Source organism: Micromonospora sp. NPDC051924 (assembly GCF_055586005.1).
Genome location: NZ_JBVJJA010000027.1, coordinates 1 through 25,576 on the forward strand (window position 1 = coordinate 1; position 25,576 = coordinate 25,576).

Below are 25,576 nucleotides of genomic sequence, written 5' to 3' on the forward strand. Positions count from 1 at the left end.
CGATCAGTGCCCGCTGCCCCTTGCCGATCGGCATCACCAGGTCGATGACCCGCGTGGTCAGGATGTGCGGCTCGGTCTCCAGCCGCAGCCGCTCCTGCGGGTACAGCGGGGTGAGCTTGTAGAACTCCGGACGACGCCTGGCCTCCTCCGGCTCCATCCCGTTGATGGTGTCCAGCCGGACCAGCGGGTTGTACTTGTCCCGCCGCTGCTCGCCGTCCCGGGCCGCGCGCACCGCACCGGTGATCGCGTCACCGCGGCGCAGGCCGTACTTCTTGATCTGGGACATCGAGACGTACACGTCGTTCGGGCCGGCCAGGTAGCCGGTGGTCCGCACGAAGGCGTAGTTGTCGAGCACGTCGATGATGCCGGCCACCGGGACGAGCACGTCGTCCTCGCCGACCTGCGGCTCGCGGCCGCCACCGTCGCCGCCCTCGGCCCGCTCGCCACGGCCACGTCGGCGGTCGCGGAACCGGCTGCGCCGGCCGCGCCGGCCGCCCTCGCCGTCCTCGTCGCCGTCGTTGTCGCGCTCGGCGCGCTGGCCACGGTCGTTGCGGTCGCCGCGCTCGTTGCGCTCGGCGCGGTCGCCCCCACGCTCGTTGCGCTCGTTGCGCTCGCCGCGCTCGTTGCGCTCACCGCGCTCGGCCCGCTCGCCCCCGCGCTCGTTGCGCTCGGCCCGCTCACCGCGCTCGGCCCGCTCACCGCGCTCGGCCCGCTCACCGCGCTCGGCCCGCTCACCGCGCTCGGCCCGCTCGCCGCGCTCGGCCCGCTCGCCGCGCTCGGCCCGCTCGCCGCGCTCGGCCCGCTCGCCGCGCTCGGCCCGCTCGCCGCGCTCCCGGCGGCCCTCGCCGCGCTCGGCCCGCTCACCGGTCTCGGTCGTGGCCTCCTCGGTACGCGTCTCGGCCGGCCGCGCCTCGGCGTTGGCGGCGGCCCGACCCCGACGGGTCCGGGTGCGGCCCTCGGTCGGCTCGGCGGCCGGCGCCTGCTCGGCGGGGCGGCGCTCGGTCTCGGCCCGCTCCTCGCGTACCTCGGCGTGCACCTCTTCTCGGGGAGGCGCGGCCGCGGCCGCAACCTCGGCCCGCGGTCGAGGGGTCCCGGCGCCGGCGCCGCCCTGCCGCTCGGTGATCGCGCTGATCAGCTCGCCCTTACGCATGCGAGCCGTACCGGAGATACCGAGCGACGCGGCCAGGCTCTGCAGCTCTGGCAGCAGCATCGCCGACAGGCCCGTGCCGCTGCGCCGACGACGCGTGGGGGCGGCGGTGGTGGCTTCGCCAGCGACGTTGGAAACATCCGACGTCACGTCGGTGGTGTCGCTCAATGGATTCCTTCCCTCGATAGGCCGGGACTGCCCGGAGTCGTGGAACAGGTGGCCGGGCGGCCTCGGTGCACCCGCCTCGCATGGACGCGTCGCGGGAGTCTGTAACACAGCAGCCGGTCGGTTTCCCGACTCACCGACATCGGTGAGCAGGTCTCGCCGCCTGCGGCGACCTGTGGAAACTGCGGTGCGGCGTGGGCCTTTGGCAGGGGTGACGGGCTGACCGCCGAGAGCTTCGGGGGTGCGCCGACCCGCAGGAGATCGCATGCTTCGCGGCTGTGCTGCCTAGAGCGTAATCAACTCTTGCGACCTGCGGCAACAGGGTCCCGCTCGGCGTGTCCAAGTCTACCCCGGGCGACCCGGGCACCGCTGACATCTATCGGCAACTCCCAACGCTGCCAATCTGTTCCCGTCTCGAAGCCCGCCGGGACCTCGGTCAACGCCAGCACCGTGGGGCCCGCCCCACTGACCACAGCCGCCACATCCGCCTCACGCAGCGCGTTGACCAGGGCGGCCGTCGCCGGCATCCCGGGCGCCCGGTAGTCCTGGTGCAGCCGGTCGACCGTGGCCGGCAGCAGCAGCGCCGGCTCCGCGGTCAGCGCGTGCACCAGCAGCGCCGCCCGGCCGGCGGTCAACGCCGCGTCGGCGTGCGGCACGGTGGCCGGCAGCGCGGCCCGGGCGACGGCGGTCAGGCCACGCTCACCGGGCACGAAGACGGTGGGACGGACGGCGTCGGCGACAGCCAGGGAGACCGCGCGGGCACCGGCCGGCTCGGTCCAGGCGACCGTGAATCCGCCGAGCAGGCAGGGCGCGACATTGTCCGGATGTCCCTCGATCTCGGAGGCCAGCCGCAGCGCCGCCGCGTCGTCCAGCCGGGTCGCCCCGTCCTCGACGAGCGCCCGGGCCAACAGCACCCCGGCCACGATGGCCGCCGAGGAGGAGCCGAGCCCGCGCGCCTGCGGGATCCGGTTGACGCACTCCAGTGCCAGCCCCGGCGGCTGCCCGCCGAGCACGTCGAAGGCGGCCCGCATCGAGGTCACCACCAGGTGCCTGTCACCGTCCGGCAGCTCACCGGCGCCCTCCCCGGACACGACCACGCGTACGCCACCGGAGGTCACCTCGGCCGCCACGTCGTCGTGCAGCCCGAGGGCCAGCCCGAGCGCGTCGAAGCCCGGACCCAGGTTGGCGCTGGTCGCGGGCACCCGGACGCGCACGGGACCGGAGGCGAAAGTCATCGGCACCGGCTCATGCTATGGCGCGGCACCGACAGGCGGCCGATCCGCCCGGACCGTGGGAATTGATCCCTTCCGCTAGCCTGACCACCGGCCAAGAGCAGATGGAGGCGGCGTGGACCTGTTTCTTCTGACGATCCTGTCCGTCGCCGGGGAGCTGCCCACCGTCGCGGTCCTGGTGACCGGCATGGTGCTGGCCGCACGGCGGGGCGACCGGTTGCCCCCACGGGCCCGTGTCCTGCTGACCTCCGGCGCCGCCGTGCTGCTGGCGGTCGCGCTGGTGACGCTGAGCTGGAACCTCGGCTTCCGGCAGCTGGCGACCTCCGACTGGATCCGCGACGGTGGATACCAACGCATCAGCCTGCTCGTCATGGCCGTGGACGGGTTGATCGCCATCGGCCACCCGATCGGGTTCGGGCTGCTGATCGGCGCGGTCCTCGCCGGGCGCCGGCCCGCCGAGCCGCCGGCCGGCCCGTGGGACTCCTGGACGGGGCCGATCACCGCGCCGGCTCCCGAGGCAGCGGCGAGCGGAGCCGGTGTCCCTGCGGAGACCGGCGGGTGGGCCGCGCCCGGCCTGCCCCCGACCTCCCCGGGTCAGGCCTGAACCGGCGGCTCAGGCGGTAGGGGTGGGCTCCGGCTCCGGCACCGGGTCGGTGAGCGAGAGCCGCCGGGTGGCGAGCCGCCAGCCCACCGCGTAGACCACGGTGACCAGGCCGCAGCCGGCCAGCACCGTCCGCTCGTCGACCGCGTCGACCACCAGGGCCACCACCAGCTGGCTGACCGAGATGGCCAGGGTCGCCAGCATCATGTCGGTGGCGAAGACCCGGCCGCGCAGCCGGTCCGGCACCTCGCCCTGGAGGGCGTAGTTGGACATCACCCAGTTGCTGCCGCCGCCGAAGTGGGCCAGGAAGACCAGCACCAGCACCAGCGGGAACCAGTCCACCATCGAGGCGCCGACGTACGCCAGGCCGTAGAGGGACATGGAGAGCGCCAGGCCGGTCAGCAGCCAGGCCCGGTTGCTCAGCACCCGGCGCATCAGGATCGGGCCGACCAGCGCCCCGGCGCCCCGGCTGGCGAAGAGCAGGCCGGTGCCGACCGCCCCGGCCCCGTACACCCCGGCGAGCAGCGGGAAGACGGTCAGCACCCCGTTGCCCAGGCCGACCGCCGACTTCACGGTGACCAGGGCCAGCACCCGCGGCCGGTGCGCGATGTAGCGCAGCGCCTCGCGGATCGCCGCCCAGGTGCGCGGGGGCGCCACCGCCGGGTCGCGGGGCGCCTGCAGCGGCCGGCGGATCAGCGCGGCCACGCCCGCGGCCAGCGCGAGCGCGCCGGCCGCCACCCAGAAGCTGGCGTACGGGCCGGCGGCGGCACTGAGCATCCCGCCGAGCGAGGCGCCGACGACGGTCATGGTGCCCCAGGCCGAGCCGGCGACGGCGTTGCCGGCGGCCAGGTCGGCCGGGTCGAGCACGTTGGGCAGGGCGGCCTGGGCGGCCGGCGAGTAGAACGCCTTCGCCACCGCCACCGCGGCGATCGACAGCAGGGCCAGCCAGGCCGTCCCGGCGCCACGGACGCCGAGCAGCAGCAGGATGCCGGCCAGCGCACCCAGGTTGGCCATCATCATGATCTTCCGCCGGTCGAACCGGTCAGCGATGGTGCCGGCGTACGGCAGCAGCAGCGCCGTCGTGCCGGTGTCCACGGCGAGCACCAGCGCGCCCCACACCCCGCTGCCGGTCAGCGCGGGCAGGAGCACCAGCAGCGGCACCATGACGAACCAGTCGGCGCCGAACACCACCAGTTCGGCGAGGAAGAGATTGCGGAAGTCGCGATTGCGGACGAGGACCGAGACCGTGGGTGACACGCCGGAACCCTACCGGCCCGGTCAGACCACGGCGGAGCGGCGCAGCAGCTGGGAGACGGTGACGAAGGTGTAGCCGCGGGCGCGCAGCCCGGTGATCATGTCGGGCAGGCCGCGGAGCGCGACGAGGCGCTGCTCGGTGCCGACGTCGTGGCCGAGCAGGATCGTGCCGGGTTGGACGTCGGCGACGATCCGCCGGGCGTGGCCGGTCGGATCGTTCGGGAACTCCCCCTCGACCATCTGCAACGTCCACAGCACCAGCCGGTAGTCCAGCCGGGCGGCGGCGTGCAGCACCGCCCCGCCCAGGTGCCCCCAGGGCGGGCGCAGCAGGCGGGGCGCCACACCGGTCGCCTCGGCGATCGCGTCGTGGCTGCGCCTCAGGTCGTCGTACGCGGCGTGGGCGTCCATCCGGGCCAGGTCGTGGTGCGCCCAGCTGTGGTTGCCGACCTCGTGCCCGGCCAGCCGGCCCCGCACCAGGGCGGCGTGCTGCCGGGCCCGCTCGCCGACCAGGAAGAAGGTGGCCGGTACCGCGTACTTCGCCAGGGTGTCCAGCACCATGGGCGTCCACTGTGGCCGAGGGCCGTCGTCGAAGGTGAGGGCGACGACGCGCTCGCTGGTGCGCACCCCCCAGGTGACCTCGACCGCCCCGGAGCCGACCTGCTGATGGCGGCTGCCCAGGGTGGCGCTGGCCGGACCGCCGGCCAGCGGAAGCCGGCGGTCGGCGATCCAGGTCGTCTGCGCGGTGGCCGCGGCGCCCAACGCGGCGCCGCCGGCCAGCAGTGCGGTGCGGCGCAGCAGCGCTCGCCGCCCCCACCGACCCACGCCGTCCGCCATGGCCCCGCTTCCACGCCGCCGGCAGCCCCGTGACCGGGACGCCCCGACACCTGCCGTAAGTGTCAGCTCACTCACGGTACCGCTTCTGGCCGCGCCCGACGGCCCCCTCCGGCGGGTCCTGCCCGGCCGGCCCAGCCTGGCTGACCCTGCGAGGCCGCGCCTGCCCCATGGCGGCCGGCCGGTCGCACCCCGCCCGGTGGCGGCCGGCCCGTTACCGGCCCGGTGGCGCCCTGCCCGGTGGCGCCCCGCCCTGTCCGGCGCGGTAGCGCCCTCATTCACGGAAATAGTGGCCTTCCCGCTTCGGATGGCCACTATTTCCGTGAATCTGCGCCCGAGGCGGAGCCATCCGAGGCAGGCGAACCCCGAGGCAGGCGCACTCCGAGGTGCGCATCCCGCAGCGGGCGCATCCCGCAGCGGGCGCGCCCCGGGGGGCGGCGTGCGGGCCCCGGGGCGCGTGGGTCACTCGGTGGGTGGGAGCGGGCTGCGGCGGCTCTTCGGCAGGCGGAGCACCTCGAACTGGTCCGTGCCGTCGACCAGCGCGGCCGACGGCCGTGGACGGGCCGGGGCCTCGACGACCGGCTCGCCGGCCCCGCCCGCGCCGCCGCCGACCGTCATCGGGACCGGCGCCGGGACGGAGGTCGGGGTCGGCACGGAGGTCGGGGTCGGCACGGTGGTCGGGGTCGGCACGGTGGTCGGGGTCGGCACGGTGGTCGGGGTCGGCACGCCCCGACGGCGGGGCCGCCGCTCGCGCAGCGACTCCTTGGTCCGCTCCACCATGGTGTAGAGGGTCGGCACCAGGATCAGCGTGAGCAGCGTCGAGCTGAGCAGGCCGCCGATCACCACGATGGCCAGCGGCCGGGAGATGAAGCCGCCCTCGCCGGTGAGCCCGAAGGCCATCGGCAGCAGCGCGAACACGGTGGCCACCGCGGTCATCAGGATCGGCCGCAGCCGCCGCCGGCCGCCCTCGACCACCGCCTCGGTGACACCCATGCCCCGCGCCCGGTACTGGTTGATCAGGTCGAGCAGCACGATCGCGTTGGTCACCACGATGCCGACCAGCATGAGCACGCCGATCAGCGCCGGTACGCCCAGCGGCGTGCCGGTGGCCAGCAGCAGCGCGATCGCGCCGGTGGCCGCGAACGGCACCGAGATCAGCAGGATCAGCGCCTGGGTCAGGCTGCGGAACGTACCGACCATGATCAGGAAGACGATCGCGATCGCGGCCAGCACCGCCAGCCCCAGGTCGGCGAAAGCGTCCTTCTGGTCGGCGCTGACGCCGCCGATGGTGAAGGTCGCCCCCGGCACGTCCAGCGCATCCAGCCGCTGCTGCAGCTCCTGCGTCGTGGCGCCGAGGTTGGAGCCGGTGGCCGTACCGGTGACCGAGACGCTGCGCTCGCCGTCGATCCGGGTCACCTGCTGCGGGCCGTCGACCTGGTTGACGTCGGCGATGTCGTCCAGCTTGACCCGGCCCACCGGCAGTGCCCGCAGCTCGGCCACGCTCAGCGGGGGCCGGGCACCGGTGCTGAGCACCACGTCGCGTGGCGCGCCGTCCAGGCTGACCTGCCCCAGCGGGGCACCCCGGTACGCCTGCGCGACGAGCTGCCCGACGGCCGCCTCGGTGAGGCCGGCCCGCGCCGCGGCGATCCGGTCCACGGTCACCTCGACCCGGGGCACCTGGGTGGCGAGGCTGGTGGCGACGTCCTCGACGCCCGGCGTACCGGCCATCGCGTCGCGCGCGGCCTCGGCGGCCCGGGTCAACGCTTCCTGGTCGGCGGCCTGCACGACCACCTCGAGCTGGTTGGCGGAGGCCCCGTCCTGCCCGGCGCCGAAGCTCAGCTCGCCGACCTCCGGTCCGAGGGCGTCGAACTCCCGGCGCAGCGTCCGCTTGACCGCCGCCGCGTCGCTGCTCTCGTCCAGGGCCACCTGGTACGACGCGGTGTTGTTGCCGCTGCCACCCGCCCAGGGCTGATCGCCGCGGCCCGCGCTGACCTGGTACGTCCGGACGCCCTCCGTCCGGCCGAGCACCGCCTCGACCTTCGCGGCGGCCTGGTCGGTGCCGGTCAGGCCGGTGCCCGCCGGCAGTTCCTGCCGGATGCTCAGGGTGTCCTGGCCGGAGTCGTCGAGGAAGTTGGTCTCCAGCTTCTGCGCCAGGCCGAAGGTGCCCAGCAGCACCAGCAGGCCCAGCCCCACGGTGATCCAGCGGGTGCCCCGGGACCGGGTGGCGAAGCCGATCGCCGGCAGGTACGCCCGCTGCAACGGGCTGCGCAGCTCCTTCTCCTCGGCGGCGCGGCGGGCCGCCGAGTCGTCGGCGCCGCCCCGCGGCTTGAGGAACCAGTACGCCAGCACCGGGATCACCGTCAGCGACACCAGCAGGGAGGCGAGCAGGGCCACCGTCACGGTGATCGCGAACGGCGCGAAGAGCTGCCCGACGAAGCCGCCCACCAGCGCGATCGGCGCGAACACGGCGACCGTGGTCAGCGTGGAGGCGGTGACCGCGCCGGCCACCTCGCGGACCGCGCCGAGGATGGCGTCCCGCTTCGGCTCGCCGTACTCCAGGTGCCGTTTGATGTTCTCCAGCACCACGATGGAGTCGTCCACCACCCGGCCGACGGCGATGGTCAGTGCGCCGAGGGTGAGCAGGTTGAGCGAGTAGTCGCCGGCCCACAGCACGATCAGCGCGACCAGCACCGACAGCGGGATGGAGACCGCGGTGACCACGGTGGAGCGGATCGAGAGCAGGAAGACCAGGATCACCACGACCGCCATCAGCAGGCCGAGCAGGCCCTCGGTGGTCAGGCTGTCGATGGACCGCTCGACGAACGGGGCCTGGTCGAAGACCACGGTCAGGTCCGCGCCGGAGGCGGCCTTCAGGTCGTCCAGCCGGTCCCGGATCTCGTGCGAGATGCGGACCGCGTTGCCGTCCGGGGTGGCGGTGACGGCGATGCCCAGGCTGGGCTTGCCGTTGGTCCGGGTGAAGCCGGTGGCCGGGGCGAGCTGCTCCTGCAGCGTCGCCACGTCGCCGAGGCGGACCGGGGCGGCCGGGGCGGTGGCCAGCACGATGCCGCGCAGGTCGTCCACCGTCCGGATCGGGGTGCCGACCTGCACCGGCAGCGACCGGTTGCCGTCCGCGACCGCGCCGGCCGGCAGCGCGACGCCGTTGGTCTTGAGCGCCTGGGCGATCGCGGTGGGGGCCAGCCGGGCCGCGGCCAGCTTCGCCGGGTCGGGGGTGACCAGCACGACCTGGTCGCGGGTGCCGGTCACGTCGACCGTGCGGACCCCGTCCAGGCCCTCCAGCTCGGGTACGACCGTCGTGCGCAGCTTCTCGGCGAGGGCCTGCTCGTCACCGCCGCCGGACGCGGCGACCACCACCGCCGGGAGGTCGTCGGTGCTGCCGGCGATGACCTGCGGGTCCACCCCCTCGGGCAGTTGCGCGTCGATCCGGTTCAACGCGGTCTGCATCTTGTTGACCACGTCGTCCAGGTCGGTGCCGAACGCGTACTGCACCTGGACGGTGGTGGAGCCCTCGCGGGAGGTGGAGGTGACCTTGTCCAGCCCCGGGATGCCCTGGAGGCTGTTCTCGATCGGCTCGGTGACCTGGGATTCGACGATCTCCGGCGCGGCGCCCGGGTACGCAGCCACGATGAACGCGGCGGGAAACTCCAGGGACGGCAGCAGCTGCTGCTTCAGCGACGGCACGGCGAACGCCCCGAACGCCGCGGTCACCAGCGCGATGAGGGCGACCAGTCCGCGGTTGGCAAGGCTGAATCTGGCGAGCAGCGACATCTGCGTTACTCACTCCTGGAACGGGGTCGAAGGGGTCCACAGAGTCTCCCCCACCCCATCACGCTCCCACGCACCCACCCCGCCCCATTGGCCCACCCTCGTCGATCATGAGGTTAGCCGCCGGGAAAGCGCTCCCCCGCACCGCCAACTTCATGATCAACGCCGCAAGTGGTGGGCGGGAGGGGGAGCGGGTGGGGGTCAGGCGAGGTCGAGGGAGCGGGCGGCGGCGAGGGGGTCGTTGGCGATGGTGAGCGGGGCGGGGGCCGTGGAGATGGCCCACTCCGGATCCTTGAGGCCGTGGCCGGTGACCGTGCAGACCACGGTGGCGCCGGCCGGCACCTTCCCCTCGGCCGCCTGCTGGAGCAGGCCCGCCACGCTGGCCGCGCTGCCCAACTCGACGAAGACGCCCACCTCGCGGGCCAGCAGCCGGTAGGCGGACAGGATCTCCCGGTCGGTGACCGCCGCGATCAGGCCGCCCGAGGCGTCCCGGGCGTCTATCGCCTTGGTCCAGCTCGCCGGGTTGCCGATCCGGATCGCGGTGGCGATGGTGGACGGCTCGGGCACCATCCGGCCGGTGACGATCGGGGCCGCGCCGGCCGCCTGGAAGCCGTACATCTTCGGGGTCCGCGTGGCGTTCCCGTCGCGCAGGTCCTCCGAGTAGCCCATCCAGTAGGCCGAGATGTTGCCGGCGTTGCCGACCGGCAGGCAGTGGATGTCCGGCGCGTCGCCGAGCGCCTCGACGATCTCGAAGGCGGCCGTCTTCTGCCCGTGCAGCCGGTTGATGTTGACGGAGTTGACCAGGGCCACCGGGTAGTCCTGGGCGAGCTTGCCGGCGAGCGCCAGGCAGTCGTCGAAGTTGCCCTGCACCTGGAGCAGCTTGGCCCCGTGCACCAGCGCCTGGGCCAGCTTGCCCAGCGCGATCTTGCCCTGCGGCACCAGAACGGCGCAGGTGATCCCGGCCCGGGCCGCGTACGCGGCGGCGGAGGCGCTGGTGTTGCCGGTGGAGGCGCAGATGATCGCCTTGTCACCGGCCTCGACGGCCTTGGAGACGGCGACCGTCATGCCCCGGTCCTTGAACGAGCCGGTCGGGTTGGCTCCCTCGATCTTGAGCCAGACGTCGGCACCGACCCGGGCGGAGAGCACCGGCGCCGGCAGCAGCGGGGTGTTCCCCTCGTGCAGGGTGACGACCGGGGTGGCGTCGGTGACCGGCAGCCGGTCGCGGTACGTCTCGATCAGGCCCCGCCACATGTCGCTCACCTCGACCCTCCCGCCCCGCTCTCCCGGGGGCCTCCACCAGCGTGGACCAGACTCCCGGACCGGTCGCCGGCACACCTCCCCTTAACCATCAGGCGGGACGGCAGGCTACGCCCCGCCCTCGACCCGGAGCACGCTGGTCACCGAGCGGACGATCGCCAGCCCGCGCAGCTCCCGGACGGTCGCGGCGAGCGCGGCGTCCGGCGCCACGTGGGTGACGATGACCAGCTCGGCGTCCTCGCCCCGACCGGCGGGACCGCCCCCGGCCGGCCCCTGCCGCACGGTGGCGATGGAGACCTCGTGCCGGGCGAACACACCGGCGACCGCCTCCAGCACACCTGGCCGGTCGGTCACGTCGAGGCTGATGTGGTAGCGGGTGAGCGCCTCCCCCATCGGGCGCACCGACAGGTCCGCGTACGCCGACTCGCTGGCCGCGCGCACCCCGGCGAGGCGATTGCGGGCCACCGCCACCACGTCGCCGAGGACCGCGCTGGCGGTCGGCGCGCCACCCGCGCCCCGGCCGTAGAACATCAGCTGGCCGGCCGCCTCGGCCTCGACGAAGACCGCGTTGAACGCGTCGCCGACGCCGGCCAGCGGGTGGGTCAGCGGGATCATCGCCGGGTGCACCCGGACGCTGACCGTCTGCCGGCCGGCCGCGTCGGCGCCCCGGGCGGCGATGCAGAGCAGCTTGATGGTGCAGCCCATCGCCTTGGCGCTGGCCACGTCGGCGGCGGTGACCTCGGTGATGCCCTCGCGGTACACGTCGGCCGCGGTGACCCGGGTGTGGAACGCCAGCGAGGCGAGGATGGCGGCCTTCGCGGCGGCGTCGAAACCCTCCACGTCGGCCGTCGGGTCCGCTTCGGCGTAGCCCAGCTCGGTGGCCTCCTCCAGGGCCTCGGCGAAGCCGGCGCCGGTGGCGTCCATGGCGGAGAGGATGAAGTTGGTGGTGCCGTTGACGATGCCGGTGACCCGGTTGATCCGGTCCCCGTGCAGCGACTCGCGCAGCGGGCGCAGCAGCGGGATGGCGCCGGCCACGCTGGCCTCGTAGTAGAGGTCGGCACCGCCCTCGGCGGCCGCGTCGTGCAGGGTGGCGCCGTCCTCGGCCAGCAGCGCCTTGTTCGCGGTGACCACGCTCTTGCCGGCGCGCAGCGCCTCGACCAGCCAGCCGCGGGCTGGCTCGATCCCGCCGACCACCTCGACCACGATGTCCACGTCGTCCCGCTTGATCAGCCCGAGCGCGTCCGTGGTGAACAGGGCCGGGTCGACCGGCAGGTCGCCGCGGTCCCGGCCGAGCCGGCGTACGGCGATGCCGGCGATCTCCAGCGGGGCGCCGATCCGGGCGGCGAGGTCGGCCGACTGCTCGTGCAGCAGGCGCACCACGTCGCTGCCGACCGTGCCGCAGCCGAGCAGCGCCAAGCGAACGGGTGAGGTCATCCGACATCCAATGCGAGCAGGTCCGCTTCGGTCTCCCGGCGGACGATCAGCCGGGCCCGACCGTCGCGGACGGCGACGACCGGGGGCCGAGGGACATGGTTGTAGTTGCTGGCCATGCTCCGGCAGTACGCCCCGGTGCCGGGCACCGCGACAAGATCTCCGGGCTGCACGTCTGCGGGCAGGAATTCATCCTTCACCACGATGTCCCCGGACTCACAATGCTTTCCCACCACGCGGGCGAGCAGCGGCTCCGCCGCCGACGTGCGGTTCGCCACGGTCGCGGAGTACGACGCGTCGTAGAGCGCGGTGCGGATGTTGTCGCTCATCCCGCCGTCGACGCTCACGTACGTCCGCAGGCCGTCGACGTCCTTCACCGTGCCGACCTCGTAGAGGGTGAAGACCGCCGGCCCGACGATGGCCCGGCCCGGCTCGATGGACAGGTGCGGCACGGCCAGCTTCTCGGCGGCACACTCCCCGTCGACGATCTTGCGCAGCCGCTTGGCCAGCTCGTGCGGCGCGGCCGGGTCGTCCTGCGTGGTGTACGCGATGCCGAAGCCGCCGCCGAGGTCCAGCTCGGGCAGTTCCACGCCCCGGGCGTCGCGGATCTGCGCCTGCAGGCCGAGCACCCGGCGGGCGGAGACCTCGAAGCCGCTGGCGTCGAAGATCTGTGAGCCGATGTGCGAGTGGAGCCCGCGCAGCTCCAGCACGCCCTCGTCGAGGATCTTGAAGGCGGCCGCCGCGGCCGCCCCGCCGGCCAGCGAGAAGCCGAACTTCTGGTCCTCGTGCGCGGTGGCGATGAACTCGTGGGTGTGCGCCTCCACGCCGACGGTGACCCGGACCAGCACCTTGGGGCGTACCCCGCGCTCGCGGGCGATCCCGGTCAGCCGGTCGATCTCGGCGAACGAGTCGACGATGATCCGGCCCACCCCGGCGTCCACCGCCCGGGTCAGCTCGGCCACCGACTTGTTGTTGCCGTGGAAGCCGATCCGCTCCGGCGGCATCCCCGCGGACAGCGCGGTGGCCAGCTCGCCGCCGGTGCACACGTCGAGGAACATGCCCTCCTCGGCGATCATGCGGACCACCGCCCGGCACAGGAACGCCTTGCCGGCGTAGTAGACGTCGGCGTCCGGGAAAGCGGCCCGGAACTCGCGGCAGCGCGAGCGCAGGTCGTCCTCGTCCAGCACGTACACCGGGGTGCCGAACTCGGCGGCCAGGTCGCGGACGTCCAGGCCCGCGACCGCGAGCGCGCCGCCTTCGGCGCGCACCACGTTGCGCGGCCAGAGCTGCGGGACCAGGGCGTTGACGTCGACCGGGGTACGCAGCCACGCGGGCCCGCGGTAGCCGATCTCGCCGTGCAGGGCACCGGCCTCGTGCGCACGCATCGGGGGTTACATCCTTTCCGGGGCGGAGACGCCGAGCAGGTGCAGGCCGTTGGCGATGACCACCCGGGTGGCGTCGTTGAGCCAGAGCCGCGCCCGGTGCAGGTCGGTGACCTCTTCTTCGCCCCGCGGCAGGATCCGGCAGTTGTCGTAGAACCGGTGGTACGCCCCGGCCAGCCGCTCCAGGTAGCGGGCGACCAGGTGCGGCCCGCGCAGCTCGGCCGCCGAGGAGACCACGGCGGGGAACTCGGCCAGCGCCTTGAGCAGCTCGTTCTCCTTCTCGTGGGAGAGCAGCTCGGCGTGGAAGTCGGCGGCGTCGCCCCGGGTCAGCCCCACCTCGGCGGCGTTGCGCCCGACGCTGGCCGTCCGGGCGGCGACGTACTGCACGTAGTAGACCGGATTGTCGCGGGTGGCCCGGGTCCACAGCTCCACGTCGATGTCGATCGGCGAGTCGCTGGAGTAGCGGGCCAGCGCGTAGCGGGAGGCGTCCACGCCGATCGCGTCGACCAGGTCCTCCAGGGTGACCACGGTGCCGGCCCGCTTGCTCATCCGCACCGGGGCGCCGTCGCGGACCAGGTTGACCAGCTGGCCGATGAGGATCTCCAGGTTGTGCTCCGGGTCGTCGCCGAAGCAGGCGGCCATGGCCTTCATCCGGCCGATGTAGCCGTGGTGGTCGGCGCCCAGCATGATCACCACGCGCTCGAAGCCGCGCTCGCGCTTGTCGAGGTAGTAGGCGCAGTCGGCGGCGAAGTAGGTCCACTCGCCGTTGGACTTGCGCAGCACCCGGTCCTTGTCGTCACCGAAGTCGGTGGTGCGCAGCCAGGTTGCGCCCTCGGACTCGAAGAGGTGGCCCTGCTCGCGCAGCCGGGCGAGGGCCTTCTCCAGCTCGCCCCGGTCGTGCAGGTCCTTCTCGTTGAAGTAGGTGTCGAACTCGACCCCGAAGTCGCGCAGCGAGGACTTGATCTCGGCGAACATCAGCTCGACGCCCTCGACCCGGAACACCTCCTGGGCGGCGGCGTCGTCCCGTTCCAGCACGTCCGGTCGGCGCTCGACCACCTCGGCCGCGATCTCCGCGATGTACGCGCCGCCGTAGCCGTCCTCCGGGGCCGGCTCGCCCTTCGCGGCGGCCAGCAGGGACCGGGCGAACCGGTCGATCTGGGAGCCGGCGTCGTTGAAGTAGTATTCCGTGCCGACCTCGGCGCCGGTGGCGCGGAGCAGCCGGCTGAGCGCGTCCCCGACGGCCGCCCAGCGGACGCCGCCGATGTGCACCGGGCCGGTCGGGTTCGCCGAGACGAACTCCAGGTTGATCTTCTGGCCGGCGAGGGCGTCGCTGCGGCCGTACTCCGGGCCGGCCTCGACGATCACCTTGGCGAGCTGGCCGGCGGCGGCCGCGTCCAGCCGGATGTTGAGGAAGCCCGGCCCGGCGATCTCCACCGACTTGATCCCGGAGGCCTTGCCGAGCTGCTCGGCCAGGGCGGCGGCCAACTCCCGCGGCGGCACGCCCACCTTCTTGCTGAGCTGCAGCGCCAGCGTCGAGGCGTAGTCGCCGTGATCGGGGTTACGGGGTCGCTCGACGGCGGTCTGCGCGGGCAGCGCGGAGCGGTCCAGGTCCCGGTCTGCGAAGACGGCGTGGGCTGCGGCGAGGACGACCTCGGCGAGTTCTGCGGGAGTCACCGAACCATGTTATCGGGGGTAGACTCGGCACCCGCGGCGGCGACCAGGATGTGAACCGGCCCCGCGGCTCCCCTGACCGACCGACCTGACGAGGCACGATGAGCATCAGCACCCCGGGCGGCCCGGAGCGCCGTCCGACCGTGGTCAGCACCGGCAAGAAGCCGGCCGCCGGCCGGCCGGCGGCTGCCGACAAGCCTGCCGGCGGCAAGGGCGGGCCCGGCAAGGGCACCCCGCGGCAGACCGCCGGCGGCAAGGGCCGCAAGCCGGTCGCCCCGGTGAAGGTCAGCCAGGGTCGCTCGTGGGGTCCGATCGCCCTCTTCGTCGCGGTCGGCGTGCTGGCCGCCGCGATCATCGGCTGGGGTGCCTGGGCGGTGTACAAGGGCTCCCAGCCGTGGGAGGAGCGGGCCGACTCGATCAAGGGCGTGGTCGACTACCGCAAGACCAACAAGGACCTGGTCAAGGGCGGCCAGCACCAGCAGGGCTCGGTCAAGTACGACGTGCTCCCGCCGGTCGGCGGCCCGCACAACCCGGCCTGGCAGAACTGCATGGGCGACGTCTACACCGCCCCGATCGCCAACGAGCACGCGGTGCACAGCCTGGAGCACGGCACGGTCTGGATCACCTACCGCCCGGACCTGCCGGCCGACCAGGTGGCGAAGCTCAAGGCCAAGGTCGAGGGCAAGGAGAAGCTGATGCTCAGCCCGTACGAGGGGCTGGACAAGCCGATCTCGCTCCAGGCCTGGGGCTTCCAGCTCAAGGTCGACAACGCCGACGACAGCCGGATCGACGAGTTCATCAAGACGCTGCGGGTGAACGCCTCCATCGAGGGCCCCAACGCCAACTGCGCCCAGGGCGTCACCGCGACCGGCACCACCCCGCGGGACATGGGCAACCAGATGGACCAGCCCGTCACCCAGTGAGGACGCCGCGATGACTGCTCCCGTGACCACGGACACCGCCCTCGACGAGGTCCCGGCCGCCGACGGCGGCCGGGCCCCGGCGCGGCGTTACGGCCTGCTGGCCGTGGGCCTCGCCATCGTGGTCGGCCTCCTTCTCGGGTACGCGGGCGGCCTGCTCACCCCGACCCTCACCCGCCCCGGCGACAACTCGCCGGAGGCGGGCTTCGCCCGGGACATGAGCACCCACCACGCCCAGGCGGTGGCGATGGGGCTGATGGCCTTCCAGCAGGGCCAGGACGCGGAGGTACGGCAGATCGGCGGCGACATCGCCACCGGCCAGCAGGGCGAGATCGGCACCATGCAGACCTGGCTGCGCTCCTGGAAGCTGGACCCCACCGGCGACCAGCCGGCGATGGCCTGGATGCCGGACGGCGCGCAGGCGGTCAGGAACGGCCTGATGCCGGGCATGGCCACGCCGGAGGAGATGGCGAAGCTGCGCGACGCCAAGGGCCGCGACTTCGACATCCTCTTCCTGCAGATGATGATCCGGCACCACATCGGCGGGGTGCACATGATCGACGGCGTCCTCGACCAGGGGCACGACAAGGACGTGCTGGCGGTCGCGCAGGTCATGAAGAACACCCAGCAGACCGACCTCACGAACCTCCAGGCGGCGCTCAAGCGTCTGGGCGGCACCTTGTAACCGGGCTCGGACGAGGGGCCCGCGTCGTGCGCGACGCGGGCCCCTTCGCGTCGAGCGGACCACCTTCGTCCGTTATGACCTGTTATAACGATTTGAGCTATCCGACCCTTTGACTTGCTTGGAGACTTTTCTACCCACATATCGTGACCAGTTGCGATTCGGGCTCGTTGCGCAGGGCGTGGGGGTTGCACTCAGAGACGCAGGGCGGTCGGTGACCAGCTGGTGCCGACGCCACACCATCGGCGGTGACGGAGCGGTGGCAGCCGTCCGTCGCGGACTGCGGCAGGGCGAGTCGGGAACGCTCAGCCGCGAACAGGAACTCGAACTGATCGACCTGCTGCGGGGCGTCCACCCGGACGAGTTCGGCCTGGACGAGGAGCTCTGGACGCGACAGAGCCTCACCACCCTCATCCAGGGCCGGTTCGACCTGGCGATGGACGCCGGCACAGTCGGGGCGTACCTGCGGGCCTGGGGGTTGGGTCCGCGCGAGCCCCGGGAACGGGCCTGCGGCCTCTGCGTGGGCGCGGTCGAGCGCTGGGTGCGCAGCGAGTACCCGTCGATCACCCGGGCCGCCCAGGAACACGCCGCGGAGGTCTACTGGATCGGCCGGGTACGGCTGCGCGGCACCATGCCGGCGGCGGACGTGATCTCCGCGGTGTCGTCCCGGGGCCGGGTCCGCTTCATGATCACCACGCCCTCGGTCGACCCGCCGCTCCCCCGCGACTACGTGCTGCGGCTCAGTGGCGCCGAGGAGCGCACGGTGCACCTGATCGTCGACGGCTCGTGGCCGCGCAACGAGTGGCCCCGCCGGCTCCCGCGCCGGATCGTCCTGCATCCGCTCCCCAGCTGCGGTCGCCCGGTGGCCGCCGCATGATCCGCCGAAGATCGGCGCGCGGGGTGCCGATTCGGTGATCCGGGACGGCGTTTGCTACTCTTCTCGGGTCGCTGAGCCCCCGTAGCTCAGGGGATAGAGCACCGCCCTCCGGAGGCGGGGGCGCAGGTTCGAATCCTGCCGGGGGCACAGACAGGAAGAAAGCCCGGGCCGATCGGTCCGGGCTTTCTTCGTCACTCCGGGTGGGTCAGCCGGCCTCGCGGCGGGCCTTCGCGCGGCGCTTGCCCTCGTGCATGGCCTGCACCCGGGCCACCGGGATGGTCCGCCCCTCGGCCACCAGGTCCGCCGGCAGCCGCTGCGGCGCGGGCAGCGCCGCAGCCCACGGGTTCCGGTCGCCGAGCAGCCCCGGCACCGTCCGCACGGTGAACTCGGCCGGCGTCACCGACTCCACATCGGCCCAGCCGACCGGGTACGACACCGGCGTGCCGGGCCGGATCCGGGGGCTGTACGCGGCCACCACCGTCGCCCCGTACGCCCGGGTGGAGTCCACGAAGACCCGGCCGCCCCGGTCCTCGACGATGAAGGCGGTGGTGGCCAGCGCCGGGTCGAGCCGTTCGGCGTGCACGGCGAGGGCCCGGGTCGCGGCGGCCGCCTCCTCGGCGGTGGTCCCCTCCGCCACCGGCACGATCACGTGCAGCCCCTTCGCCCCGCTGGTCTTCACCGCCCCGGCCAGCCCGGCGTCGGCCAGCGCCTGGCGGACCAGCAGCGCGGCCCGCACCGCCATCCCGAACGAGTCCCCCTCCGGCGGGTCCAGGTCGAGCACCAGGTGGGTGGGGTGTTCGGGGTCACCCGCCCGGCCCAGCGTCGGGTGGTACTCCACCGCCCGCTGGTTGGCGAACCAGAGCAGGGTGCGCCGGTCGTCGCAGAGGGCGTACGAGATGCGCCGGTGGGACGCCTCCGCCCAGACCTCGGTGCGGCGCACCCAGTCGGGCGTGTACTTCGGCAGGTTCTTCTGCATGAACGGCTCCTGCCCGGGGCGTACCCGGATCACCGAGAGCGGCCGGTCGCGCAGCTCGGGCAGGATCCGCGCGTGCACGGCGTCCAGGTAGTCGACCAGGTCGCGCTTGGTCGCCCCGGCGCCGTCGAAGAGCGGCTGGTCCAGGTTGGTCAGCGACACCCCGTCCCGGGTCTCGTCAGCGGCACCCATCCGACCACCTTCCCGGGCCGAGCGCGGGTCGGCAACCCCGACACGGCACAGCGCCTCAGGAGACGAGCGGGTCGCCGCCGGCGCGGATCGCGGCGAGCAGTTCGGTGGTACGGGCGTGGGCGGCGGCGTACACGCCGGAGCCGTAGCTGACCCGCGCCACGCCGAGGGCGGCGAGCTCGGCCGGGCTGGGCGCGCCGGGGCGGGCCATGATGTTCACCGGGGCGTCCACCTCGGCGACGAAGGCGCGGATCTCCGCCGGGTCGGCCAGCATGATCGGGTAGACGCCGTCGGCCCCGGCCGCCCGGTAGCGGCGGGCCCGGCGGACCGCCTCGGCGAGCCGCTCCTCCGCCGGGCCGTACGCCCGCAGGTGCACGTCGACCCGGGCGTTGAGCACCAGGTCCACCCCGACCGCCCGGGCCGCCCCCCGGATGCCGGCGAGCAGGTCGGCCTGCTCCTCGACGTCGCACAGCACGCGGGTACGCGGGTCGGAGTCCTCGATGTTGCAGCCCACCGCGCCGGCCGCCAGCAGCCGCTCGACCAGCTCGGCCGGGCGCAGCCCGTACCCCCGCTCCAGATCGGCGGTGACCGGGACGGCGACCGCGGCGGCGATCCGGCCGACCGCGGCGAACATCTCGTCCACCGGGGTGGCCTCGTTGTCGGCGTGGCCGAGCGCCTCGGCGACCGCGCCGCTGCTGGTGGCGACGGCCGGGAAGCCCGCCGCGACGACGGCCTGCGCGGACCCGGGGTCCCAGGCGTTCGGCAGGACCAGCGGATCTCCGGGGCGGTGCAGCGCGCGCAGCGTGTCGGCCCGCCGGCTCAGTTCGGTCATGTGGCGATTCTCGCCGGGGCGGCGGCTGGGCCTAAGCTCCAATTCCGTGCCGATGGACTGGGCCGATTTCGGCGTCGACCTGCACCTGGAGCTGGACGCGAGCGGCGGCCGGCGGGCCGGGCTGGAACGGGCCCTGCGGGACGCGATCCGCGACGGCCGGCTCCCCGCGTCGACCCGGCTGCCGGCCACCCGCGCCCTCGCCGCCGAACTGGGGTTGTCCCGGGGCACGGTCAGCGCCGCCTACGACCAGCTGGTCGCCGAGGGCTGGCTGGTCGCCCGGGTCGGCGCGGGCACCGAGGTCAGCTCGCTGCGCCAGGTGGCGCCGGCGCCGGCCCCGCCGCCGCCCGGGCCGGCCCCCTTCCGGTACGACCTGCGCCCGGGCAGCCCCGACGTGGGGCTCTTCCCGGTGACCGCCTGGCTGCGCGCCCTCCGCCGGGCGCTGGCCGTGGCCCCGGCCGAGGCCTACGGCTACGGCGACCCGCGCGGCCGGCCGGAGCTGCGCCGCGCGCTCGCCGGCTACCTGGGTCGGGCCCGCGGCGTGCTCGCCGACCCGGAGCGGATCGTGATCACGTCCGGCTACGTCCAGGCGCTCGTGCTGCTCACCACGGTGCTCCGCGACGCCGGCACGCCCGCCGTGGCGATGGAGGACCCGGGGCTGACGTTCCACCGCGAGGTGGTGCGGCGGCACGGCGGCACGGTGCTGCCGCTGCCGGTGGACGGGTGGGGCGCCCGCACCGACCTGCTCGGCACCGGGCACCTCGCCCGGATGGGCGCGGCCGTGGTGACCCCGGCGCACCAGTACCCGGCGGGGGTGACCCTGCACCCGTCCCGCCGGCACGCGCTGACCGACTGGGCCCGGTCCGGCGGTGGCCTCGTCGTGGAGGACGACTACGACGGCGAGTTCCGGTACGACCGCCAACCCGTCGGTGCGGTCCAGGGCACCGCCCCCGAGCAGGTGGCGTACGTGGGCACGGCGGCGAAGACGCTCGGGCCGGCGCTGCGCCTGGCCTGGCTGGTGCTGCCGGCCCGGCTGGTGGATCCGGTGGTGGACGCCAAGCGCCACCTCGACCTGCACACGGAGACGATCGGCCAGCTCGCCCTCGCCGACCTGATCGACACCCACGGCTACGACCGGCAGGTCCGTACCGTCCGGCGTCGCTACCGCGAGCGGCGGGACCTGCTGCTGGCCCGGCTCGGCGGGCGGTTGACCGTGGAGGGGATCTCCGCCGGCCTGCACGCCACCGTCCAGCTACCTTTCGACGGGCCGGGCGAGGCGGAGGTGTTGGCGGCGGCCGCCGCACACGGGTTGGGCCTGAGCGGGCTGGCCGCCCACCACCACGGGCCGGCCGACCAGCCCCCCGGCCTGGTGATCGGCTACGCCCGCCCGCCCGCACACGCCTACCCCACCGCCCTCGACCTCCTGGCCCGCGTCCTGCCCGGCCGTCCCGCCTGACCCTCCCGACCACGCCACCTTGCCCCGCTGGCAGCAACTTCCCGGAAGTTGCTGCCTCACCTCGCTGGGAGACAGCAAGTTCCGGGAAGATGCCGCCCGCCCGAGCGTCAGCGGGCGGGCGAGGTCTCGCGCACGCGGGCGGCGACCGGGGCGGGGCGGCCGGACCGGCGGGTGGTGACCAGGGCGAGCAGGAGGGCTGCGGTGACCAGGGCGGCGGCCACGGCGAACGCGGAGCGGTAGCCGGCGGCGAGGGCGGCCACCGGCTCCGTCCCGGCGGCCCGCAGCGCGTCGGTGCGGCTGGCGGCCAGGGTGGCGAGGACGGCCAGGCCGAGCGCCCCGCCCACCTGCTGGGTGGTGTTGGCCAGTCCGGAGGCGAGCCCGGCGTCGGCCGGTTCCGCGCCGGCCATGGCGAGCGTGGTGACCGCCGGCAGGGTCAGCCCACCGGCGATGCCGAAGACCAGCAGCGCCGGGAGCACGTCGACGGCGTACCCGGCGTGCAGCGGAAGGCGGGCCAGCAGCAGGAAGCCGACCACGGCGAGCGCCAGCCCGCCGACCAGCACCCGGCGGGCGCCGAGGCGACCCACCAGGCGGCCGGCCAGGCCCAGCGACACCACCGCGATGGCCAGTGGGGTGGGCAGGAAGGCGAAGCCGGTGGCCGCCGGCCCCAGGCCGAGCACGAGTTGCAGGTGCAGGGCGAGCAGGAACTGGAAGCCGAAGTACGCGGCCACCATGAGGAACTGCACCGCGTTGGCGGCGACCAGGCCGGGCGCCCGCAGCACCCGGGGCGGCAGCAGCGGCGTGGCGGCGACCCGCTGCCGGGCCGCGAACCCGGCCAGCAGGACCGCGGCGAGCCCGGCCGCGCCGAGGGTGCGCGCCGAGGTCCAGCCGTGTTCCCCCGCGCCGACGATGGCCAGCACCGCGGCCATCAGGCCGGCGGTGGCCAGCACCGCCCCGGCCAGGTCCAGGCCGGCCCGCAGTCCGACCCCCGGGTCCCGGACGATCAGGCGTACGCCGGCGGCCAGGATCAGCCCACCGATCGGCAGGTTGATCAGGAAGATCGCCCGCCAGCCGGCCAGGTCGGTGAGGACTCCCCCGGCCAGCAGGCCGAGCGACGCGCCGGCCGCCCCGGTGAAGCTGAACACGGCGATCGCCCGGGCCCGCTCGGCCGCCTCGGGAAAGAGCCGCACGATCATGCCGAGGCTGACCGCGGTGGTGAGCGCGCCGCCGACGCCCTGCGCGAACCGGGCCGCGACCAGGGTGGCCGGTCCGGTGGCCAGCGCGCAGAGCAGCGAGGCGAGGGTGAACAGGGCGACCCCGGCCAGGAAGACCCGCCGCCGGCCGAGCAGGTCGCCGAGCCGCCCGGCCAGCAGGAGCAGACCACCGAAGGCGACCAGGTACGCGTTCACCACCCAGGCCAGTCCGGCGGGCGGGAAGCCCAGGTCGGCCTGGATCGCCGGCAGTGCCACCGCGACGATGCTGCCGTCCAGGATGATCATCAGGCTGCCGGCGCAGAGCACGAGCAGCGCGGGCCAGCGGTGTGTCCCCGTCATGGGAGGCGCCTCCTTGGTGCACGATTTGTTACCGAGGCCATCGTCTGTGACCATGGCGCGGAGCGGAAGGAGGCACTTTGGTGTCCCAGGGGAACAACTGTGTGACCGTGACGGCCCAGCAGGCCCGGGCCTGCACCGTCCGCGAGGCGCTGGACCGGGTCGGCGGGAAGTGGAGCATCGGCATCCTGATCGCCGCCTCGCAGGGCCCGATCCGCTTCACCGAACTGGAGCGCCAGGTCGAGGGGATCAGCCGGCGGATGCTCACGCTGACCCTGCGCAACCTGGAGCGGGACGGCCTGCTGCGCCGGCACGTCTACCCGACCGTCCCGCCCAAGGTGGAGTACACGGCCACCCCGATGGCGCTGGAGCTCTACGAGTCCCTCGTCGCGCTGACCGAGTGGGCGGAGCGGCACCGGGAGTCGATCAGTGCCGCGCGGGTGGCGTACGACCAGGAGCACGGCGCGCCGGTCGGCTGAGCGCGGCTGTGGCGAAGGCCACGCAATTGGTCTGACCGATCGGTCAGGTGCTGACCGATCGGTCAGGCATGCTGGAGGGCATGGCACGGGCGGTACCGGAGACCCACCAGGAGATCCTCGCGGCGGCCGGGCGGCGCTTCGCCGTCACCGGCTACAAGGGCACCTCGTTGCAGGACATCGCCCGCGAGGTCGGCTGCTCCAAGGCCACCGTGCTCTACCACTTCGCCAACAAGGAAGCCCTGCTCTGCGAGCTGATGGCGCCCGCCATCGCGATGCTGGAGGAGCTCGACGCGCGGATCGCCGAGCGGACCGGGGCCGACGCCCAGCGGGTCGCCGCCGAGGGCTTCGTCGACCTGGCCGTGCGCTTCCGACGGGAGATCGCGCTGCTCCGCGGCGAGTTCCCGGACCTGCTCCAGCAGCCGGCGTTCGCGCACATCCAGCAGATCTCCGAACGGCTCATCGCGGCCTTCGCCGGCCACTCCGACCGCCCCGCCGCGCGGATCGCCGCCCTGGTGGTCCTCGCCGGCATCGCCGAGACCTGCGGCGAATTCCTCGACATCCCGGACCAGGAGCTGCGACCCGCGCTGCTGGCCGTGGCGCACCGCGCGCTCGAACCCACCACCTGACCCAGATCCGAACCCCGAGGACAAAGGAACCTTCATGGCGACCCTGCTGTACCGGCTCGGCCGGGCATCGTTGCGGCGCCGGCGACTCGTCGCCGTCGTCTGGCTCGTCGTACTCGTCGGTCTCGGTATCGCTGCGGCCACCCTCAGGGGCCCGACGGCGAGCAACTTCACCATGCCGGGCACCGAGTCCCAGCGCGCCATCGACCTGCTCTCCGACCGGTTCCCGGCGGCCAGCGGTGCCACCGGCACCATCGCCGTGAAGGCGCCCCGGGCCGGCGATCTGCTCACTCCGCAGGGGCAGACCGTGGTCAAGCAGGTCACCCAGGAGGCGGCCACCCTGCCCGGGGTGGTCGGCGCGGTCGACCCGTACCAGGTCAAGGCGCTCACCCCGGACGGCCGGTACGCGCTGATCCAGGTGCAGTTCGCCGGCCGGGCCGACGACGTGACGAAGAGCCAGCGCGACGCGTACGAGAAGGTCGGCGCGCAGGCCGAGGCCCAGGGCTGGCAGATCGCCCCCGGCGGCGAGGTGCTCAACGCCGAGCCGGAGGTCGGCTCGACCGAGGGCCTCGGCGTACTGGTCGCCGCGATCGTCCTGGTCATCACCTTCGGCTCCCTGGTCGCGGCCGGGATGACCATGCTGAACGCGCTGATCGGCGTCGGCGTCGGCATGGCCGGCCTGTTCGCGCTCAGCGGCGCGGTCGAGCTGACCAGCACCGCGCCGATCCTGGCCCTGATGCTCGGCCTCGCGGTGGGCATCGACTACTCCCTCTTCATCACCTCGCGGCACCGGCAGAACCTGCTCGACGGGCTCTCCCCCGAGGAGGCGGTCGGCCGGGCCGTCGGCACCGCCGGCTCCGCCGTGGTCTTCGCCGGCGCCACCGTGGTCATCGCGCTGGCCGGCCTGGCCGTGGTGGACATCCCGTTCCTCACCGTGATGGGTCTGGCCGCCGCCGGCACGGTCACCGTGGCGGTGCTGGTCGCGATCACCCTCGCCCCGGCGCTGCTCGGCTTCGCCGGCCGCCGGGTGCTGCCGCGCAAGCTGCGCGGACAGGACGCGGTCGAGTCCGACGCCACCGGCTCGGAGGACCGGTCCGGCTTCGGGTTCCGTTGGGCCCGGTGGGTGACGAAGCTGCGGATCCCGGTCATCCTGGTCGGCCTGCTCGGCCTCGGCCTGCTCGCGATTCCGGCCCAGGACATGCGCCTGGCGCTGCCGGACGCCGCCACCGCCGCCGAGGGCACCCCGGCCCGGGTCAGCAACGACCTGATCCGGGAGGGCTTCGGTCCCGGCTTCACCGGCCGTCTCGCGGTGGTCGTCACCGCCGACTCCCCGCAGGCCACGCAGGCCGCGGTGCCGCAGGTGACCGCGCTGCTCCAGCGGACCGACGGGGTGCTCGCGGTGGCCCCGCCGCAGCTCGACCCGGCCGGCCGGACCGCGCTGATCGGCGTCATCCCGAAGACCGGGCCGACCGACGCGGCCACCGAGACCCTGGTGCACGACATCCGCGACAAGGTCGGCGGGATCAAGGACGCCGACGTGCTGCTGACCGGCGTCACCGCGATCGGCATCGACGTGTCGGAGAAACTCTCCGCCGCGCTCCCGGTCTACCTGCTGCTGGTCGTCGGCCTGTCGGTGCTGCTGCTGATGCTGGTGTTCCGCTCGATCCTGGTGCCGGTCAAGGCCGCGCTCGGCTTCCTGCTCACCGTGGCGGCCACCTTCGGCATCACCGTGGCCGTGTTCCAGCAGGGACACCTGGCCGACCTGGTCGGGCTGGACACCCCCGGCCCGCTGGTCAGCTTCCTGCCGATCCTGCTCATCGGCATCCTGTTCGGCCTGGCCATGGACTACGAGGTCTTCCTGGTCTCCCGGATGCGCGAGGACTTCGTGCACGGCGACACCGCCCGGCAGGCCACCATCAACGGCATGGGCCACGGCGCCCGGGTGGTCACCGCCGCCGCGCTGATCATGATCTCGGTCTTCGGCGGCTTCGTCTTCCTCGAGGACCCGATCATCAAGTCGATGGGCGCCGCGCTCGCGGTTGGCGTGGCCATCGACGCCTTCGTGGTCCGGATGACCATCGTCCCGGCGGTGATGTCGCTGCTGAACAACGGCGCCTGGTGGCTCCCGCGCTGGCTGAACAAGATCCTGCCCAACGTGGACGTCGAGGGCGAGGGCCTGCGCGCCCACCTCGCCGAGAAGGAGACCGCCGCCGTCTGAGCCGGAATGCGGGCCCCCGGCCGTCGGCC

20 protein-coding genes and 1 tRNA gene are annotated in these 25,576 nt (G+C 73.9%); 9 read left to right on the forward strand and 12 right to left on the reverse strand.

Annotated elements, in window-relative coordinates:
* Together ACZ6S5_RS21220 and thrB are read right to left on the reverse strand one after the other, a co-directional pair.
* On the reverse strand, positions 1-1,315 hold a 1,315-nt coding region (locus ACZ6S5_RS21220), incomplete at its 3' end, for a Rho termination factor N-terminal domain-containing protein (RefSeq protein ID WP_466002914.1).
* A gap of 293 nt (positions 1,316-1,608) precedes the next feature.
* Positions 1,609-2,547 (reverse strand): homoserine kinase, encoded by a 939-nt coding sequence (gene thrB, locus ACZ6S5_RS21225; protein WP_466003068.1) that lies wholly within the window; start codon positions 2,545-2,547, stop codon positions 1,609-1,611.
* A 112-nt stretch (positions 2,548-2,659) separates the two neighbouring features.
* Between thrB and ACZ6S5_RS21230 the strand changes: the two genes are divergently transcribed.
* On the forward strand, positions 2,660-3,148 hold the full coding sequence (locus ACZ6S5_RS21230) for a hypothetical protein (protein ID WP_466002916.1): 489 nt from the start codon (positions 2,660-2,662) through the stop codon (positions 3,146-3,148).
* Positions 3,149-3,157: 9 nt separating this feature from the next.
* On the opposite strand, the gene ACZ6S5_RS21235 is transcribed toward ACZ6S5_RS21230, so the two are convergent.
* The 7 genes from ACZ6S5_RS21235 to argS all read right to left on the reverse strand — a co-directional run bounded on the left by ACZ6S5_RS21235 (position 3,158) and on the right by argS (position 14,757).
* A complete protein-coding gene (locus ACZ6S5_RS21235) occupies positions 3,158-4,402 on the reverse strand; it encodes an MFS transporter (protein WP_466002918.1) in 1,245 nt (414 codons plus the stop codon).
* 21 nt (positions 4,403-4,423) lie between these two features.
* Positions 4,424-5,233 carry a polysaccharide deacetylase family protein gene (locus ACZ6S5_RS21240; protein WP_466002920.1) on the reverse strand — a complete coding sequence of 270 codons (810 nt, stop codon included), beginning with the start codon at positions 5,231-5,233 and terminating at the stop codon, positions 4,424-4,426.
* Between the two features lie 459 nt (positions 5,234-5,692).
* Entirely contained in the window at positions 5,693-9,016 is a 3,324-nt protein-coding gene (locus ACZ6S5_RS21245; RefSeq protein WP_466002922.1) for an efflux RND transporter permease subunit, read from the reverse strand.
* Between the two features lie 198 nt (positions 9,017-9,214).
* Entirely contained in the window at positions 9,215-10,264 is a 1,050-nt protein-coding gene (thrC, locus tag ACZ6S5_RS21250) for a threonine synthase (protein WP_466003070.1), read from the reverse strand.
* A 114-nt stretch (positions 10,265-10,378) separates the two neighbouring features.
* Positions 10,379-11,704, reverse strand: coding sequence for a homoserine dehydrogenase (locus ACZ6S5_RS21255; RefSeq protein WP_466002924.1), 1,326 nt, complete (start codon positions 11,702-11,704; stop codon positions 10,379-10,381).
* Positions 11,701-13,086: a diaminopimelate decarboxylase gene (gene lysA / locus ACZ6S5_RS21260; RefSeq protein ID WP_466002926.1), complete on the reverse strand. Its 1,386-nt coding sequence runs from the start codon at positions 13,084-13,086 to the stop codon at positions 11,701-11,703. The genes ACZ6S5_RS21255 and lysA overlap by 4 nt, the downstream gene beginning before the upstream one ends.
* A 6-nt stretch (positions 13,087-13,092) precedes the next feature.
* A complete protein-coding gene (gene argS, locus ACZ6S5_RS21265) occupies positions 13,093-14,757 on the reverse strand; it encodes an arginine--tRNA ligase (RefSeq protein WP_466002928.1) in 1,665 nt (554 codons plus the stop codon).
* Positions 14,758-14,855: 98 nt separating this feature from the next.
* Here argS and ACZ6S5_RS21270 point away from each other — a divergent pair, with 98 nt between their 5' ends.
* The 4 genes from ACZ6S5_RS21270 to ACZ6S5_RS21285 all read left to right on the forward strand — a co-directional run bounded on the left by ACZ6S5_RS21270 (position 14,856) and on the right by ACZ6S5_RS21285 (position 17,380).
* Complete coding sequence (locus ACZ6S5_RS21270; protein WP_466002930.1) at positions 14,856-15,677, forward strand: DUF3105 domain-containing protein; 822 nt, start codon at positions 14,856-14,858, stop codon at positions 15,675-15,677.
* Between the two features lie 10 nt (positions 15,678-15,687).
* The gene (locus tag ACZ6S5_RS21275) at positions 15,688-16,359 is read left to right on the forward strand and encodes a DUF305 domain-containing protein (protein WP_466002932.1); all 672 of its coding nucleotides are present in this window, start codon (positions 15,688-15,690) and stop codon (positions 16,357-16,359) included.
* 178 nt (positions 16,360-16,537) lie between these two features.
* The gene (locus tag ACZ6S5_RS21280) at positions 16,538-17,233 is read left to right on the forward strand and encodes a winged helix-turn-helix domain-containing protein (RefSeq protein WP_466003072.1); all 696 of its coding nucleotides are present in this window, start codon (positions 16,538-16,540) and stop codon (positions 17,231-17,233) included.
* 75 nt (positions 17,234-17,308) lie between these two features.
* Positions 17,309-17,380: transfer RNA gene (locus ACZ6S5_RS21285), tRNA-Arg, on the forward strand.
* Between the two features lie 58 nt (positions 17,381-17,438).
* Here ACZ6S5_RS21285 and ligD read toward each other — a convergent pair.
* Entirely contained in the window at positions 17,439-18,398 is a 960-nt protein-coding gene (gene ligD / locus ACZ6S5_RS21290) for a non-homologous end-joining DNA ligase (protein WP_466002934.1), read from the reverse strand.
* Positions 18,399-18,453: 55 nt separating this feature from the next.
* Entirely contained in the window at positions 18,454-19,227 is a 774-nt protein-coding gene (locus ACZ6S5_RS21295) for an isocitrate lyase/PEP mutase family protein (protein WP_466002936.1), read from the reverse strand.
* A 52-nt stretch (positions 19,228-19,279) separates the two neighbouring features.
* On the opposite strand from ACZ6S5_RS21295, the gene pdxR reads away from it, so the two are divergent.
* Entirely contained in the window at positions 19,280-20,680 is a 1,401-nt protein-coding gene (pdxR, locus tag ACZ6S5_RS21300; RefSeq protein ID WP_466003074.1) for a MocR-like pyridoxine biosynthesis transcription factor PdxR, read from the forward strand.
* A 107-nt stretch (positions 20,681-20,787) separates the two neighbouring features.
* Here the strand turns inward: pdxR and ACZ6S5_RS21305 are convergent, their stop codons facing one another.
* Positions 20,788-22,230, reverse strand: a complete 1,443-nt coding sequence (locus ACZ6S5_RS21305) for an MFS transporter (protein ID WP_466002938.1) — start codon at positions 22,228-22,230, stop codon at positions 20,788-20,790.
* Between the two features lie 80 nt (positions 22,231-22,310).
* On the opposite strand from ACZ6S5_RS21305, the gene ACZ6S5_RS21310 reads away from it, so the two are divergent.
* From ACZ6S5_RS21310 to ACZ6S5_RS21320, 3 genes are all read left to right on the forward strand, one after another.
* Complete coding sequence (locus ACZ6S5_RS21310) at positions 22,311-22,706, forward strand: winged helix-turn-helix transcriptional regulator (RefSeq protein ID WP_466002940.1); 396 nt, start codon at positions 22,311-22,313, stop codon at positions 22,704-22,706.
* Positions 22,707-22,786: 80 nt separating this feature from the next.
* Entirely contained in the window at positions 22,787-23,332 is a 546-nt protein-coding gene (locus tag ACZ6S5_RS21315) for a TetR/AcrR family transcriptional regulator (protein ID WP_466002942.1), read from the forward strand.
* 34 nt (positions 23,333-23,366) lie between these two features.
* Positions 23,367-25,547, forward strand: coding sequence for an MMPL family transporter (locus ACZ6S5_RS21320; RefSeq protein ID WP_466002944.1), 2,181 nt, complete (start codon positions 23,367-23,369; stop codon positions 25,545-25,547).
* Positions 25,548-25,576 lie beyond the last annotated feature (29 nt).

What these genes read in the sequence shown, in the direction of transcription:
- thrB (WP_466003068.1), bottom strand. Translation starts at nt 2,547, where the DNA reads ATGACTTTCGCCTCCGGTCCCGTGCGCGTCCGGGTGCCCGCGACCAGC.
- ACZ6S5_RS21240 (WP_466002920.1), bottom strand. Translation starts at nt 5,233, where the DNA reads ATGGCGGACGGCGTGGGTCGGTGGGGGCGGCGAGCGCTGCTGCGCCGC.
- ACZ6S5_RS21245 (WP_466002922.1), bottom strand. Translation starts at nt 9,016, where the DNA reads ATGTCGCTGCTCGCCAGATTCAGCCTTGCCAACCGCGGACTGGTCGCC.
- thrC (WP_466003070.1), bottom strand. Translation starts at nt 10,264, where the DNA reads ATGTGGCGGGGCCTGATCGAGACGTACCGCGACCGGCTGCCGGTCACC.
- ACZ6S5_RS21255 (WP_466002924.1), bottom strand. Translation starts at nt 11,704, where the DNA reads ATGACCTCACCCGTTCGCTTGGCGCTGCTCGGCTGCGGCACGGTCGGC.
- lysA (WP_466002926.1), bottom strand. Translation starts at nt 13,086, where the DNA reads ATGCGTGCGCACGAGGCCGGTGCCCTGCACGGCGAGATCGGCTACCGC.
- ACZ6S5_RS21270 (WP_466002930.1), top strand. Translation starts at nt 14,856, where the DNA reads ATGAGCATCAGCACCCCGGGCGGCCCGGAGCGCCGTCCGACCGTGGTC.
- ACZ6S5_RS21275 (WP_466002932.1), top strand. Translation starts at nt 15,688, where the DNA reads ATGACTGCTCCCGTGACCACGGACACCGCCCTCGACGAGGTCCCGGCC.
- ligD (WP_466002934.1), bottom strand. Translation starts at nt 18,398, where the DNA reads ATGGGTGCCGCTGACGAGACCCGGGACGGGGTGTCGCTGACCAACCTG.
- ACZ6S5_RS21295 (WP_466002936.1), bottom strand. Translation starts at nt 19,227, where the DNA reads ATGACCGAACTGAGCCGGCGGGCCGACACGCTGCGCGCGCTGCACCGC.
- pdxR (WP_466003074.1), top strand. Translation starts at nt 19,280, where the DNA reads ATGGACTGGGCCGATTTCGGCGTCGACCTGCACCTGGAGCTGGACGCG.
- ACZ6S5_RS21305 (WP_466002938.1), bottom strand. Translation starts at nt 22,230, where the DNA reads ATGACGGGGACACACCGCTGGCCCGCGCTGCTCGTGCTCTGCGCCGGC.
- ACZ6S5_RS21315 (WP_466002942.1), top strand. Translation starts at nt 22,787, where the DNA reads ATGGCACGGGCGGTACCGGAGACCCACCAGGAGATCCTCGCGGCGGCC.
- ACZ6S5_RS21320 (WP_466002944.1), top strand. Translation starts at nt 23,367, where the DNA reads ATGGCGACCCTGCTGTACCGGCTCGGCCGGGCATCGTTGCGGCGCCGG.